16 protein-coding genes are annotated in these 14861 nt (G+C 70.6%); 2 read left to right on the plus strand and 14 right to left on the minus strand.

Annotation, left to right across the window (positions count from 1 at the left end):
- Position 1: 1 nt before the first annotated feature.
- From ABZT02_RS05285 to ABZT02_RS05320, 8 genes are all read right to left on the minus strand, one after another.
- Positions 2–400 (minus strand): OB-fold nucleic acid binding domain-containing protein, encoded by a 399-nt coding sequence (locus tag ABZT02_RS05285; RefSeq protein WP_356014379.1) that lies wholly within the window; start codon positions 398–400, stop codon positions 2–4.
- Between the two features lie 46 nt (positions 401–446).
- Complete coding sequence (locus ABZT02_RS05290) at positions 447–1130, minus strand: response regulator (protein ID WP_356014382.1); 684 nt, start codon at positions 1128–1130, stop codon at positions 447–449.
- The gene (locus ABZT02_RS05295) at positions 1127–3682 is read right to left on the minus strand and encodes a sensor histidine kinase KdpD (RefSeq protein ID WP_356014384.1); all 2556 of its coding nucleotides are present in this window, start codon (positions 3680–3682) and stop codon (positions 1127–1129) included. The genes ABZT02_RS05290 and ABZT02_RS05295 overlap by 4 nt, the downstream gene beginning before the upstream one ends.
- A 344-nt stretch (positions 3683–4026) precedes the next feature.
- A complete protein-coding gene (locus tag ABZT02_RS05300; RefSeq protein WP_356014385.1) occupies positions 4027–4719 on the minus strand; it encodes an ABC transporter ATP-binding protein in 693 nt (230 codons plus the stop codon).
- Positions 4720–4805: 86 nt separating this feature from the next.
- Positions 4806–5972, minus strand: a complete 1167-nt coding sequence (locus ABZT02_RS05305) for an alginate lyase family protein (RefSeq protein ID WP_356014386.1) — start codon at positions 5970–5972, stop codon at positions 4806–4808.
- Between the two features lie 158 nt (positions 5973–6130).
- A complete protein-coding gene (locus ABZT02_RS05310) occupies positions 6131–6889 on the minus strand; it encodes a DUF3710 domain-containing protein (RefSeq protein WP_356014389.1) in 759 nt (252 codons plus the stop codon).
- Between the two features lies 1 nt (position 6890).
- Positions 6891–7442 carry a dUTP diphosphatase gene (gene dut, locus ABZT02_RS05315; protein WP_356014391.1) on the minus strand — a complete coding sequence of 184 codons (552 nt, stop codon included), beginning with the start codon at positions 7440–7442 and terminating at the stop codon, positions 6891–6893.
- Positions 7439–8023, minus strand: a complete 585-nt coding sequence (locus ABZT02_RS05320; RefSeq protein WP_356014393.1) for a PaaI family thioesterase — start codon at positions 8021–8023, stop codon at positions 7439–7441. Before ABZT02_RS05320 ends, dut begins: the two co-directional genes overlap by 4 nt.
- Before the next feature lie 113 nt (positions 8024–8136).
- Between ABZT02_RS05320 and ABZT02_RS05325 the strand changes: the two genes are divergently transcribed.
- Positions 8137–8601, plus strand: a complete 465-nt coding sequence (locus ABZT02_RS05325; RefSeq protein ID WP_356014395.1) for a DUF3093 domain-containing protein — start codon at positions 8137–8139, stop codon at positions 8599–8601.
- Positions 8602–8655: 54 nt separating this feature from the next.
- On the opposite strand, the gene ABZT02_RS05330 is transcribed toward ABZT02_RS05325, so the two are convergent.
- The 4 genes from ABZT02_RS05330 to ABZT02_RS05345 all read right to left on the minus strand — a co-directional run bounded on the left by ABZT02_RS05330 (position 8656) and on the right by ABZT02_RS05345 (position 12198).
- Positions 8656–9588: a hypothetical protein gene (locus ABZT02_RS05330; protein WP_356014396.1), complete on the minus strand. Its 933-nt coding sequence runs from the start codon at positions 9586–9588 to the stop codon at positions 8656–8658.
- A gap of 13 nt (positions 9589–9601) precedes the next feature.
- Entirely contained in the window at positions 9602–9898 is a 297-nt protein-coding gene (locus tag ABZT02_RS05335; RefSeq protein ID WP_005481602.1) for a DUF4193 domain-containing protein, read from the minus strand.
- Positions 9899–10303: 405 nt separating this feature from the next.
- On the minus strand, positions 10304–11539 hold the full coding sequence (locus ABZT02_RS05340; protein WP_356014398.1) for a HAMP domain-containing sensor histidine kinase: 1236 nt from the start codon (positions 11537–11539) through the stop codon (positions 10304–10306).
- A 5-nt stretch (positions 11540–11544) separates the two neighbouring features.
- Positions 11545–12198 (minus strand): response regulator transcription factor, encoded by a 654-nt coding sequence (locus ABZT02_RS05345; protein ID WP_009191109.1) that lies wholly within the window; start codon positions 12196–12198, stop codon positions 11545–11547.
- A gap of 413 nt (positions 12199–12611) precedes the next feature.
- Between ABZT02_RS05345 and ABZT02_RS05350 the strand changes: the two genes are divergently transcribed.
- Entirely contained in the window at positions 12612–12776 is a 165-nt protein-coding gene (locus tag ABZT02_RS05350) for a hypothetical protein (protein WP_185806268.1), read from the plus strand.
- A gap of 111 nt (positions 12777–12887) precedes the next feature.
- On the opposite strand, the gene ABZT02_RS05355 is transcribed toward ABZT02_RS05350, so the two are convergent.
- Positions 12888–13703 carry an inositol monophosphatase family protein gene (locus ABZT02_RS05355; RefSeq protein WP_356014400.1) on the minus strand — a complete coding sequence of 272 codons (816 nt, stop codon included), beginning with the start codon at positions 13701–13703 and terminating at the stop codon, positions 12888–12890.
- An 8-nt stretch (positions 13704–13711) separates the two neighbouring features.
- The gene (locus ABZT02_RS05360; protein WP_356014403.1) at positions 13712–14839 is read right to left on the minus strand and encodes a ferrochelatase; all 1128 of its coding nucleotides are present in this window, start codon (positions 14837–14839) and stop codon (positions 13712–13714) included.
- Between the last annotated feature and the right edge of the window lie 22 nt (positions 14840–14861).

Consider the following 14861-nt stretch of genomic DNA (forward strand, 5'->3'; position numbering starts at 1 on the left):
GCTACTCCCGTCCCACGGGTCGGAGTTCGTATTTCGGATTGAACAGCACCCGGCGGCCCCGGCTCATCGAGATCCGGCCCGATGCGATCAGCTTGCGCCCCGGTTCTATCCCGACTATGGAGCGCCTGCCGAGCCACACCACGTCCAGGGCGGCGGAGCCGTCGAACAGCTCGGCCTCCAGGGCCGGGACGCCCGCGCGCGGTCGCAGGGTGACCGTGCGCAAGGTACCAGTAACGGTCACGATCTGGCGGTCGTGACAGTCGCCGATCCGGGTGCAGCCGGCGGTCGCGGTGTCCTCCCGCAGCTCCTCGGACTCCAGATCCTCCTGCGACGAGGACAGCCGGTCGAGCATGCGCCGGAACCGGCCCGCCGGCTTCTCGGAACGAGGAACAGCACTCATATCCGAAAGCGTACCGGGGTACGCCGACAGCGTTGTACCCGCAGCACTAGCGTTCGAACCGGTATCCCATGCCCGGCTCCGTGACGAAGTGCTTCGGATGCGAGGGATCCGCCTCCAGCTTCCGCCGCAGCTGGGCCATGTAGACCCGCAGGTAGTTCGTCTCCGTCCCGTACGACGGCCCCCAGACCTCCTGGAGGAGCTGCTTCTGGCCGACCAGCCGGCCGGTGTTGCGGACCAGCACATCCAGCAGGTGCCACTCGGTGGGGGTGAGACGGACGTCCCTGCCGTGCTTGCGGACCTTCTTGGCGGCCAGGTCGACGGTGAACTCGTCGGTCTCGACCAGGACGTCGTCCTCGCCGCCCCCGGTGGGCTCGGCGCGCCGCACGGCGGCCCGCAGGCGGGCGAGCAGCTCGTCCATGCCGAAGGGCTTGGTGACGTAGTCGTCGGCGCCCGCGTCCAGCGCCTCGACCTTCTCGTCGGAGGAGTGCCGGGCGGACAGCACGAGGATCGGCACCCGGGTCCAGCCGCGCAGCCCCCTGATCACCTCGACGCCGTCCATGTCGGGCAGGCCCAGGTCGAGGACGACCACGTCGGGGTGGCGGGCGGCGGCGAGCCGGAGCGCGGTGGCGCCGTCGTGCGCCGCGTCGACCTCGTACTTGCGCGCCCTGAGGTTGATCACGAGGGCGCGCACGATCTGCGGCTCGTCGTCGATGACCAGCACTCTGGTCATGTGGCCTGCCTTTCGGGTTCTGCCTCTGCGAAGGGGTCTACGAGCAGCTCCGGGTGCGGGTGCGCCGCGCGGAGCGTCAGCACCATGGTGAGGCCGCCCCCGGGCGTGTCCTCGGCGTTGAGGGTGCCGTTCATGGCCTCCGCGAAACCCCGTGCCACCGCGAGCCCGAGCCCTACCCCGGCGCCGCGCGGGGCGTCGCCGTAGCGCTGGAAGGGCGCGAAGATGCGCTCCTTGGCCTCGTCGGGGACGCCGGGTCCGCGATCCACGACCCGTACCTCGACCCGGTCGGCGATGGCGCTGGCGGAGACCCGGACGGGGTCGCCGGGCGGGCTGTACTTGACGGCGTTCTCGACCAGGTTGGCCACCGACCGCTCCAGCAGCCCCGGGTCGACGGCGACCATCGGCAGCGACTCCGGGACGTCCAGCTCGACGCTCCCGTCGGGCACCCCGCCGAGCGCCATCGGCACCACCTCGTCGAGGTCGATCTCGCGGATGATCGCGGTGACCGTGCCGGTCTGCAGGCGGGACATGTCGAGCAGGTTGCCCACCAGGTGGTCCAGCCGGTCCGCACCCTCCTCGATGCCCTCCAGGAGTTCGGCCCGATCCTCCTCGGACCACGCCACGTCGTCGGACCTGAGCGAGGAGACGGCGGCCTTGATCCCGGCGAGCGGGGTCCGCAGATCATGCGAGACGGCCGCCAGGAGCGCCGTACGGATGCGGTTGCCCTCGGCCAGCGTGCGGGCCTGGTCGGCCTCCTCCTGGAGCCTGCGGCGGTCCAGGACGACGGCGGCCTGGGCGGCGAAGGCGGCGAGCACCCGGCGGTCCTCGGCGGGCAGCACCCGGCCGGTGAGCGCGAGCGCCATGTGGTCGCCCACCGGCATGTCGACGTCGGCGTCCTCCGGCCGCTGCACGGGTGGTCCGAGTCCCGCCCGGCCCGCGCAGGTCCACGGCTCGACGTCGCCCGCCCGTTCCAGCAGGGCCGCCGACTCCATGCCGAAGGTCTCCCGGACGCGCTCCAGGAGTTCCTCCAGGCGGGTCTCGCCGCGCAGGACGTTCCCGGCGAGGAAGGACAGGATCTCCGACTCGGCACGCAGCCGGGCGGCCTGGTGGGTGCGGCGGGCGGCGAGATCGACCACGGAGGCCACCGAGATGCCGACGCCCACGAAGATCACGATGGCGACGATGTTCTTCGGGTCGGCGATGGTCCAGCGGTGCAGGGGCGGTGTGTAGAAGTAGTTCAGCAGCAGCGAGCCGACCGCGGCCGAGGCGAGGGCGGGGAAGAGTCCGCCGAGCAGGGCCGCGGCCACGACGACCGCGAGGAACAGCAGCATGTCGTTGGCGAGGCCGAGGTCGACGGTGGTGAGGAGGATCGTCAGGAGCGCCGGGCCGGCCAGTCCGACCAGCCAGCCCCACAGGATCCGGGCCCGCCCCAGCCGCGCGCTGCGTGCGACGGGCAGTCCGCGCCCCTTGGCGACCTCTTCGTGGGTGACGATGTGCACGTCCAGGTCGGGCCCGGACTCGCGGGCCACGGTGGCGCCGACGCCGGGGCCGAAGACGTACTGCCAGGTCTTGCGGCGGGAGGAACCGAGGACGATCTGGGTGGCGTTGACCCCGCGCGCGAAGTCGAGCAGCGCGGCCGGTATGTCGTCGCCGACCACGTGGTGAAAGGTTCCTCCCAGGTCCTCGACGAGGGTCCTCTGGACGGTGAGCTCCTTGGGCGAGGCGGAGGTCAGACCGTCGCTGCGCGCTATGTAGACGGCGAGCACCTCGCCGCCGGCGCCCTTCTCGGCCAGGCGCGCGGCCCGCCTGATCAGCGTCCGCCCCTCCGGTCCCCCGGTCAGCCCGACCACGATCCGCTCCCTGGACCCCCATATCTTCGAGACCCGGTGCTCGCTGCGGTACTGCTTGAGGTACTCGTCGACCCGGTCGGCCACCCACAGCAGTGCGAGCTCCCGCAGGGCGGTGAGGTTGCCGGGCCGGAAGTAGTTCGACAGAGCCGCGTCGACCTTGTCGGGCTGGTAGATGTTGCCGTGCGCCATCCGCCGCCGCAGCGCCTGGGGTGACATGTCGACAAGCTCGATCTGATCGGCCCGCCGTACGACTTCGTCGGGCACGGTCTCCCGCTGCCGCACCCCGGTGATCGCCTCGACGACGTCGCCGAGCGACTCCAGATGCTGGATGTTCACGGTCGAGACCACGTCGATCCCGGCCGCGAGCAGTTCCTCCACGTCCTGCCAGCGTTTGGCGTTGCGTGAGCCCGGGATGTTGGTGTGGGCGAGTTCGTCCACCAGGGCGACGGCGGGAGCCCGCCGCAGGACGGCATCGACGTCCATCTCGGTGAAGACCGAGTCCCGGTACTCGACCTCCCTGCGCGGGATCTCCTCCAGCCCGTGCAGCATCACCTCGGTACGCGGCCGCCCGTGGTGCTCCACGAAGCCCACGACGCAGTCGGTGCCCCGCTCGATCCTGCGGTGCGCCTCGGACAGCATCGCGTACGTCTTGCCGACGCCCGGTGCCGCACCGAGGTAGATCCGAAGCCTGCCGCGTCCCATGAGCCCATTGTCTTCCGGTCAATGCTGCATACGCAGCGTCGACCTTACGGCCGGCGATCCCGGCGAAGGGGGCCGGAAGCGGTGTGGGGGCGCTCTTTGACGCAACTCTGACGCGGGGTCCGCCGGCATCGTGACGGGAACCGAGGGGGGCCGCGGAGGCGGGCTCGGCGGCCATGGGCCTGGTGTGCGGGCGAGGAACAGGGACGGGCAACCGGGTGCATGCCGCCGTATCAGGCGAGGTTCTCGGCGGGCCTGAGCGTCATGAGGCGACCGGGAGCGCACCCCGCTCGCATCCGTCCGCCCTCCCGGCCGGCCGGCCCAGAAGCGCGGACCGACGGCGCCCCTCAGTGCGCCACGATCTCCCCGTCGCCCAGCTCCAGCACCCGGTCCGCCAGGTCCAGCAGGGTCGCGTCATGGGTGGCCACCAGGGCGGTGACGTTCTCACTGCGTACGACGGCCCGCAGCAGTTCCATGACGGCGTGACCGGTCTCCGCGTCCAGTTGCCCGGTCGGCTCGTCGGCGACGAGGAGGGCGGGGTTGTTGGCGAGGGCGCGGGCGATGGCGACACGCTGCTGCTGGCCGCCGGAGAGCTCACCTGGCCGCTGCTTCGCATGGTCCGCGAGGCCGACCAGGGACAGCAGCAACTCGACGCGCTCCTCACGCGCGCGTGCGTCCATCCGGCGCAGCCGCATCGGCACGCCGACGTTCTCGGCGGCGGTCAGGATCGGGATGAGCCCGAAGGACTGGAACACGAAGCCGATACGGTCCCGGCGCAGGGCCAGCAGCCCGTCCTCGTCCAACCCGGCGAGGTCCACCCCGTCGAGCACGACCCGCCCCCGGTCGGGCCGGTCGAGTCCGCCGACGACGTTGAGGAGCGTGGTCTTCCCTGAGCCCGAGCGCCCCTTGAGGGCGACGAGTTCACTGCGCGGCACCTCGAAGGAGACCCCGCGCAGCGCGTGCACTGCGGCGGCCCCCTCGCCGAACGACCTGTGGATGTCCTCGACCCGCACCATGGTCTCGGTGACCACCTGAGTCATGCGTCCTCCCCCGTGAAACCGTGCATCCCGCAGACCCGGGAAACCGGGCGCCAGTATCACCGCCCGGCGCCCGGCCTTCAACGGTTTCAGCTCGGGTTGTCTCCGTGGGTGAGCGTCTCCCAGGCAACGAAGAGGTTGTTGCTGCCCGCCGGACGGTTGCGCTCGGTCAGCGTCTGAGTGTTGGTCATGCCCATGCCAAGCCTGTTGTGCAACGCGTTGTACCCGACCTCCGTGACCGGCCCGAGCCCGAGCTTCAGCGACCCGCCGCACAGCCAGCTCGGCACGGCCGTCCCCAGTTCGTACTTCGACTGGAACCCCAGCGCCTGCCGCAGCCGCTCGCCCACGTCGGTGCCGTAGAGGTCCTGCCCCTGGATCCGGCTGGTCTCGGCGACGTGCGAGATCGCGGAGACGCCGTACCCGGTGTGCGTGAAATCCCGGCAGGTCTCCTGGGTGAGCCCGGTGACGAAGGTGGACTGCCCCTGCCAGTAACCGACGATCTTGTCCCGGGTGTTGAGGTTCTGACTCGGCACGGTCCTCGGCAGATCGCCGTCGGAGGCGAGGTACACGTACGCCGCGGTACGGGTGCGGAACTTCGCCATGGCCTTGTCGTACGACACCTTGTCCTCCAGGAAGACGGAGATGCCGACGGCCGCCTCCATCATCGACAGCTCCCAGTTGCCGTTGGAGTTGGAGCCGTTGATGACCTCGGGCAGATAGACGTTCCGCAGCATGGTCGCGAAGCGCCCGGAGTTCGGCCAGCTCCCGGTGTACGCGTACTTGATGATCTCGGCGGCCCTGGGCCACGAGGAGCCGGCCCAGCCGGTCTGCAGGGGCGCGTTGCTGTTGGTGTGGTCCGTGATCACCGCCGACCAGGCGTCCATGAGCTGGATGGCCTTCCTGGCGTACCGCTCGTCCCGGGTGATGTACCAGGCGAGGGCGTCGGTGTAGGCGGCGATCGCGTCCTCGCGCTCGTCGGTGCAGCCGTAGTTGGGGTTCGAGTAGGACCCGCACTCGACGACCGCGCGCGGTTTGGGCGTGCGGTTCAGATCGGCGTACTTGCTCGCCAGCATCTGGTCGAAGGCGCTCTTCCAGGGCTGGGCACCCGCGTTCACCTTGCCGCGGGCGAAGTCCAACTGCCCCTGGGAGACGGTGACTCCGGGGTGGACGAAGGTGGCGGGGGCGGCCTCGGCGGGCCAGGTGAGGGCGCCGGCGACGAGGGCGACGGCGGCGGTGAGGAGTGCGGTTCTGCGCATGCGTGTGGGGGCCTTTCGTTCTCGTATGTGAACGGAAAGCGCCTTTATGAACAGAGGCGTTGAGCGGAGAAGGTAGGTACAGACCAATCGGCCGTCAAGGGTCCGCGCACGACAAAGGGCCGCACCCCGGAAGGGGTACGGCCCTCGACGTCGTACGACTACCGGACCTCGGTGATCTCCGGTCCGCGCTGGAGCTGGCCCATGCCGCCGGAGAAGCGGGAGCCCTCGTCCTGCTGCTGGACACCCTCGGGGACCATCTGGGCGTCGTTCGGCAGCTTGAGGACGATCGGGTCGCGGGGCGCCATCGGGCCCTCGCCGCGGACCACGACCGTGTCCCGGAAGATCTGCTCCAGGAGCCCGGCCGCCTGCGGCTGCACCGCGCCCTGTCCCGAGATCACACCGCGCAGGAACCAGCGCGGACCGTCCACACCCACGAACCGCACGACCTGGAAGCCGCCCGTGCCGTCCGGCAGCTGCACCGGTACCTGGGCGCGCAGCTCCCAGCCCAGCGGACCCTCGACCTCGTCGACGATGCCGCCCTGCTGGGTGATGCCGGAGCCGATCTCCTCGCGCACCTCGCCCCAGATGCCCTCGCGCTTGGGAGCGGCGAAGGCCTGGAGCTGGATGGCGCTGTCACGCAGGACGACGGTGGCCGCGACGATCGCGTCGCCCGCGACCTCGACCCGCAGCTCCATGCCGTCGACACCCGGGACGAACAGACCACCCAGGTCCACCCGGCCCTCGGCGGGGTCGCGGACCTCGGTGTCGTCCCAGGGCCCGTCGGGACGCGGCTCCGGCTCCAGCCGTACGCGCTCGCGCTCTACGTCGTCCGCCTCAGTGCCGACGCTGTCGACGACCTGCTCGGCCTCGCCGGCCGCGTCCTCGGCGGCACCCTTCTTGTTGCGACGTCCGAACACGTCACTGTCCTTCCCGGTCGGATACGACCGATGCGTATCGATTCCCACCCGTTGTGCCGCCCACGGCGGCCTCAGCGCTTGTATCGCCCCCGTCGCCCACGGCGGCGTGACCGCCGGTGGACCCGAAGCCCCCCTCGGCCCGCGCCGACTCGGGAAGCTCCGCGACCTCCTGGAAGCGGACCCTCTCGACCTGCTGGACGACGAGTTGGGCGATCCGGTCGAAACGCTCGAACCGCACCGACTCGTGCGGGTCGAGATTCACCACGATCACCTTGATCTCCCCACGGTACCCGGCATCAACCGTCCCTGGGGCATTCACGAGAGCGACACCGCAGCGGGCGGCGAGACCGGATCGTGGGTGCACGAAGGCCGCGTACCCCTCCGGCAGCGCCACAGACACCCCCGTGGGCAGCACGGCCCGCTCCCCGGGCTTGAGTTCGCGGCTCTCGGTGGTCCGCAGATCGGCCCCCGCGTCACCGGGGTGCGCGTACGACGGAAGCGGTACGTCGGGGTCGACGCGCCGGATCAGCACGCTCAGGGGGGCACGGCTCACGGGTTCACCTCGAAGGCACGGGCACGGCGGACCTGGTCCGGGTCGTCCATGGCGGCCCGGATCTCCTCCGGACGACCGTTGTCGATGAAGTGGTCGACCTTGACCTCGACGAACAGGGCGTCGGCGCGGACCGCGACGGGCCCCCGCGGGCCGCCGATCCGGCCGGTGGCGGTCGAGTAGATCTTCCGCCCGGCGACCGCGGTCACCTCGGCCTCCAGATACAGCACGGTGCCGACGGGCACCGGCCGTACGAAGTCGGTCTCCAGGCGTCCGGTCACGGCGATCGTGCGCAGCAGCCAGTTGAGCGAGCCCAGGGTCTCGTCGAGGGCGGTCGCGAGCACACCGCCGTGCGCGAGTCCGGGAGCGCCCTGATGTGCGGGGCGCACGGTGAACTCGGCGGTGACCGAGACCCCCTCGCCGGCCCGCGCCTCCAGGTGCAGCCCGTGGGGCTGCTCGCCGCCACAGCCGAAACACTGGCCGTAGTGCGCACCGAGCGGCTCACCGGGCGCGGGAGCGTCCGGGTGGCGCACAGGTCGCGCCGCGTCGGCGGGAGGCTTCAGAGCCGGGGAAGTACCACTCACAGGCGCAGACCTTACCCGCCCGCCCGTCTCCCACCGCCACCCTGCCTGACAGCGCTTCGCGCCGACTCCCCCTGACATCGGCTCTGTCAGGACACCGTGCCAAGCTTGGTTTCATGCAGCCCTCCGCCGTCCCGTACGACGAACGCCTCACCGCCCCCCGCTCCTGGTGGCTGATCTCCTTCCTGGTCGGGGTCGCCTTCGCACTGATCCTGCTCCCCTTCGGGACACTTCCGCTGCTCGGCGGACTGGTCGGCGGCACCGCCGCGGCGGCGGTCATGGCCAGCTCCTACGGCTCGCTGCGCATCCGGATCGTGGGTGACTCGCTGATCGCGGGTGAGGCCAAGATCCCGGTGTCGGCGCTGGGCGAGACGGAGATCCTGGACCCGGAGGAGGCCCGCGCCTGGCGGACCTACAAGGCCGACACCCGCGCGTTCCTGCTGCTGCGCTCCTACATTCCCGGGGCGCTGAAGGTGGAGGTCGTCGACCCGGACGACCCGACGCCGTATCTGTACCTCTCGACGCGCGAGCCGGAGCGGCTGGCCGAGGCACTGAGGACGGCCCGCACAGCCGCCGCCTAGAACGTGCGTGCAGGGCTTCACCCGACGGTGAGCCCCGAAAGTCACACGGAAGTCTTACCCCTCCAGCTCCAGCGGGTCCGCGGGCGTCTCCAGGGCGGGAAGTTGGGACAGCGCGCCCCATGGCACCTGAAGCTTCCGCAGGTCCTTGCGGACGTGCTCGGCGAGTCTCCTGGTGTCGCGGCGGTTCATGACCGCCCCCACCGCGGCGCCCACCATGAACGGCATCAGGTTCGGCAGGTCACGGATCATCCGCTTCATGATCTGCTGCCGCAACTGCTGTTTCATCGGGCCGTTGAGCGCGCCGCTCACCGTCGACGGCTTCTTCACGTCGATCCCGCGCTCCCCCGACCAGGAGTTCAGGTACGCGGTGCTGCGCTGCTTGAGATTTCCGGGCGGTCGTACGCCGTAGACCTCGTGGAGTTCGGCGATCAGCTTCAGCTCGATCGCGGCCACGCCGGTGATCTCGGCGGCCAGTTCGGTCGGCATCGCCGGCGGCACGGGAAGCATCGCCGCCGCGCCGACCCCCGCTCCGACCGTCGCCGTGGCGCTCGCCGCGCCGGCGACGAGCTTGTCCGCGAGTTCCTCGGGTCCAAGACCGGGGAACTGGCGGCGGAGGGTCGCGAGGTCCCGTACGGGGATACGCGGGGCGTTCTCGATGATGCGGTCGGTCAGGTACGACAGGCCCGCCCTGGCCCTGCTGCCGCCCTTGCGGACCCCTTCCCGGGCCTTGTCCCGGAACGCCGCCACCCTCCCCCGCTCCCGGCTTCGCTCGAGCGGGGGGACCTCCAGTCCGGTGACGGGCGCGGGCGCCCTGGTCGAATCGGCCGGGACCGGGAGGTCAGCCCGGTCGGCCACCGGTTCGAGCGAGGCTCCCGCATCGGAAGAGCCCCGCTCGTCGTCACGCGCGCCGTGGGGGCCGTCGGACGGCCCCTGGTCCGCTCCCTGCCGGAGAGAGCGGCGCTTCCAGGGAGGGGTCGAGCCAGTCATGCCCGACCCGCCCTCAGTCGCAGTCGCGGCAGATCGGCTGGCCGTTCTTCTCCCGGGCCAGCTGGCTGCGGTGGTGCACCAGGAAGCAGCTCATGCAGGTGAACTCGTCCTGCTGCTTGGGCAGCACCCGGACGGCCAGCTCCTCGTTCGAGAGGTCCGCTCCGGGCAGTTCCAGGCCTTCGGCGGCCTCGAACTCGTCGACGTCCACTGCGGAGGTCGACTTGTCGTTCCTACGCGCCTTGAGCTCTTCAAGGCTGTCCGAGTCGACGTCGTCGTCGGTCTTGCGTGGGGTGTCGTAATCCGTTGCCATGTCGCTCTCCCCCTCTGGGTGTCTGCGGTGTCTCCAGCGCACGTAACGCGTGAGAGGCCGGACTTGTGCCCGACCCGAGGCGGAGATTTTGCCTCACATCAAGGTCTGTTACTCAATCGACACCCAACCGGACTCCTCTTGAGTGATCGGGTTGGATGGCAATCGGGACCGTACACGGTCCGAATCCCGCACTTCAAAGGCGTCTCACCGTGTACTTCCCGTGATCAGGACCCCTGAAAACCCGGATTATCCCGGCTTTCCGACAGGGTGCATGATCACCGAGAGTAGATGGCGGGTAATTCTCCCTTGTGATCGATCACACACGGCATGGTCCACCGAATGCCCAGAAAATTCCGCGCAAAGCGAACATCCCCATGCGTCGATCTCAGTGCGGGGGCCATGATCTCAGACCGGCAGGGTGACTCGCATCATCAGCCCACCCCCTTCGCGCGGCTGAGCCGTGATGTGCCCGCCGTGCGCCCGTGCCACGGACCGCACGATGGACAGGCCCAGCCCTACGCCCTTGTCGCTGCCGGTGCGGTCGGCGCCGCGCAGCCGCTTGAAGGGCTCGAAGAGATTGTCGACCTCGTACGCCGGCACGACCGGGCCCGTGTTCGAGACGGTGAGGACCGCGTGGCCGTGCTCCACCGCCGTGGTCACCTCGACCCAGCCGCCCTCCGGCACGTTGTAGCGCACGGCGTTCTGCACGAGGTTCAGGGCGATGCGCTCCAGCAGGACGCCGTTGCCCTGGACGACCGCCGACTTCTGCTCGCCGCGGATCGCCACGCCCTTGGCCTGCGCCTCGCCGTGCACCTGGTCCACCGCCTGCTCGGCGACCTCGGCGAGGTCCACGGGCTTGCGCTCGACGATCTGGTTGTCGCTGCGGGCGAGCAGCAGCAGGCCCTCCACGAGCTGTTCACTGCGCTCGTTGGTGGCCAGCAGTGTCTTGCCGAGTTGCTGGAGCTCCACCGGTGCGCCCGGATCGGACAGGTGCACCTCCAGCAGCGTGCGGTTGATCGCCAGCGGTGTCCGCAGTTCGTGCGAGGCGTTGCCGACGAAGCGCTGCTGGGCCGTGAAGGCCCGCTCCAGGCGCTCCAGCATGTCGTCGAAGGTGTCGGCCAGTTCCTTGAGCTCGTCGTCCGGGCCGTCCAGCTCGATGCGGCGGGAGAGGTCCGAGCCGGCCACCGAGCGCGCGGTGCGCAGGATGCGGCCGAGCGGCGACAGGACGCGTCCCGCCATCGCGTAACCGAAGGCGAAGGCGATGATCGCGAGGCCCAGCAGGGCCAGCAGGGAGCGGCTGAGGAGGTTGTCCAGGGCGTGCTGGCGCTGGTCGTTGACGCAGCTGTCCATGGCCTTGTTCATGACGTCGGGCGAGACGCCCGAAGGCAGGTTGCAGAGGTCGCTGGCGACGCTGCCCGCCGTGATCTTGAAGGGGAGTTCGCTGCCGACGTTCAGCGCCTGGGCGGCGATCAGGTAGATGATCGACAACAGCAGGATGCCCGCGATCAGGAACATGCCGCCGTACAGCAGCGTGAGCCTTATGCGGATGGTCGGGCGCAGCCAGGGCAGCGGCGGCGCCGGCCTCCTGGGGTCCCAGGTGGGCTTCGGGGGCGCCTGGGGAGGCGCGGGAGTCGAGGCCACGGGTATCAGATCCGGTAGCCCGAGCCGGGGACGGTGACGATCACCGGGGGTTCGCCCAGCTTGCGGCGCAGGGTCATGACGGTCACCCGCACGACGTTGGTGAAGGGGTCGGTGTTCTCGTCCCAGGCCTTCTCCAGGAGCTGCTCCGCGGAGACGACGGCGCCCTCGGAGCGCATCAGCACCTCCAGGACGGCGAACTCCTTGGGGGCGAGCTGGACTTCCTTGCCGTCGCGGAACACCTCGCGGCGGTTGGGGTCGAGCTTGATCCCGGCGCGCTCCAGGACCGGCGGCAGCGGCACGCTGGTGCGCCGGCCGAGGGCACGCACGCGTGCCGTCAGCTCACTGAACGCGAAGGGCTTCGGCAGGTAGTCGTCGGCGCCGATCTCCAGGCCCTCGACACGGTCGCTGACGTCACCGGAGGCCGTGAGCATCAGCACGCGCGTGGGCATGCCGAGTTCGACGATCCTGCGGCACACGTCGTCGCCGTGGACCAGCGGGAGGTCACGGTCGAGGACGACCACGTCGTAGTCGTTGACGCCGATGCGTTCCAGGGCGGCCGCACCGTCGTACACGACGTCGACGGCCATGGCCTCCCGGCGCAGTCCGGTGGCCACCGCATCGGCGAGCAGCTGCTCGTCCTCGACGACGAGTACGCGCACGTCGCTTGTCCTTCCTGTGTCCACCCGCGTAGCGCGCTGGGGCACGCGCGGGCAGGGGTCCGGGTGAATGGTGGCCTCCATCCTGCCCTTTTCGGCCATAAGTCGGCTGTAAGACGGGTGAGGGGCAACTGAAAGACGGGTGTGAGAGCGGGAATGCGGGATTTTCTCGCGCGGTTGAGGTTTCCGTCGAAGGGAGCGGGGGGAGGACGGCTTTACACCCCGCGATCACGCTCTGCATGTGCCGTACCACCATGCGGCACGGCACTGTCCGCTTCCGCAGAGCGGGCGTGGGTGTCCGGCACCGTCGCCGCCCGGCCTGGGCAGCGCTGGGCACCTGCAGGAGACGTGATCGCCCCTTCCGAACGGCACACCCCCGTGCCACCGACCCACGACCCAGGACGAGGGGGCGCAGCATGGACGCATTCACCGCAGGACTTCTGCAGCGCATAAGGGCGACCGAGACCGATCTGACGCGGGCTCTCGACGAGGGCGACGACTTCCTCGTCGAGGTGGAGCAGGGCGAGCTCGACGACCTGCGCCGCCTCGCCGCCGAACACGGTGTGGAGGTCAGCGCCTAGCGTCTGATCGGCTTCGCGGCACGACAGCGGGCCCCCGGCGAATCCAGCGCCGGGGGCCCGCTGCGTCCGTCTGCGGGCCTGTTCACGTCGTGTTCGCCCGGAGTCGGCCTGTCAGTCGTGCCAGGCGCCGAAGTCCTCCAGGAGCTGCTGGAGGGGCTCGAAGACTCCCGGGGTGCCGGCGACGGTGAGGGCGGGGTTCGGGCGCTCTCCGGGGCGGCCACCGGTCAGGACGCCCGCCTCTCGGGCGATGAGGTCACCCGCCCCGTAGTCCCAGGCGTTCAGGCCTCGCTCGTAGTAGCCGTCCAGGCGGCCCGCGGCCAGGTCGCACAGGTCGACCGCCGCCGAGCCGCCGCGGCGGATGTCGCGCAGGAGGGGGATCAGCCTCTGGGCCACCTCGGCCTGGTGGGTGCGGACCTCGGTGACGTAGTTGAAGCCCGTCGACACCAGGGCCTGCTCCAAGGGCGGCGCCGGCCGGCACGCCAGCCTGCGCTCGCCCTCCCACGCGCCCGTGGCCCAGGCGCCCTCGCCGCGCACCGCGTGGTACGTCTCGCCGCGCATCGGCACCGCGACAACTCCGACGACGGTCTCGCCGTCCTGCTCGGCCGCGATGGAGACGGACCAAGTAGGCAGCCCGTAAAGGTAGTTCACCGTGCCGTCGAGCGGGTCGATGACCCAGCGGACGCCACTGGTGCCCTCGGTGGCGGCGCCCTCCTCGCCGAGGAAGCCGTCGTCCGGGCGGTGCTCGGAGATCAGGTCCGTGATCAGCTTCTCCGCCGCGATGTCCATCTCGGTCACCACGTCGATGGGACTGGACTTGGTCCTGGCGACGGCGAGGTCGGCCGGCCGCCCGTCGCGCAGCAGGGTGCCGGCGCGTCGGGCGGCCTCCTGGGCCGGCCGAAGCAGTTCCGCGTGCAGGGGGTCGGTCACGGGGCTCCTCACGCGTACGGGCTGTCGACGCCCGCGGCGGCGGGCTTGGGGGCGCGGGCCGGGCAGCAGCCGACCGGGCAGACGTTGTGGTCGGCGCCGAGCGCGCCGAGGGCGCAGGGCGTGACCTTCTGACCGCGCTCCACGGCGGCCCGTTCCAGGACCAGGTCGCGGATCGCGGCGGCGAACCGCGGGTCGTCGCCGACGGTCGCCGAGCGGCGCATCGGCAGGCCCAGCTCCTCGGCCTTGGCCCTGGCCTCCGTGTCGAGGTCGTAGAGGACCTCCATGTGGTCGGACACGAACCCGATGGGCGCGATCACCACGGCCGGGACGCCGGAGGCGTGGCGCTCCTCCAGGTGGTCGCAGATGTCCGGCTCCAGCCACGGGATGTGCGGGGCGCCGGAGCGCGACTGGTACACGAGCTGCCAGGGGTGGTCGACACCGGTGCGCTCACGGACGGCGTCCGCGATCAGCCGGGCGACTTCCAGGTGCTGCGCGACGTACGCGCCGCCTTCGCCGTGGCCCTCGACCGGGCCGGAGGTGTCCGCGGACGCGGTCGGGATCGAGTGGGTCGAGAAGGCGATGTGGGCGCCGTCGCGGACGTCCTCGGGGAGCTCGGCGAGCGACTCGATCACCCCGTCGATCATGGGCTCCAGGAAGCCGGGGTGGTTGAAGTAGTGCCGCAGCTTGTCGATCTTCGGCAGTTCCAGGCCCTCGGTCTCCAGGGCCGCCAATGACTCGGCGAGGTTCTCGCGGTACTGGCGGCAGCCCGAGTAGGAGGCATAGGCACTGGTGGCGAGGACCAGGATGCGGCGGTGGCCGTCCGCGACCATCTCGCGCAGGGTGTCGGTGAGGTACGGCGCCCAGTTGCGGTTGCCCCAGTGGATCGGCAGGTCCAGGCCGTGGTCCGCGAAGTCCTTGCGCAGGGCGTCCAGCAGGGCGCGGTTCTGGTCGTTGATGGGACTGACCCCGCCGAACTGGAAGTAGTGCTGACCGACTTCCTTCAGGCGTTCCTTGGGGATGCCACGCCCGCGCGTCACGTTCTCCAGGAACGGGACCACGTCGTCCGGGCCCTCGGGGCCTCCGAACGAGAGCAGGAGCAGGGCGTCGTAGGGGGTGGCGTCGAGCGCGTCTCGCATGGGTCGATCCTGTCATCCGGTG

The organism is Streptomyces sp. NPDC005402 (assembly GCF_040606575.1).
Classification (GTDB): domain Bacteria; phylum Actinomycetota; class Actinomycetes; order Streptomycetales; family Streptomycetaceae; genus Streptomyces.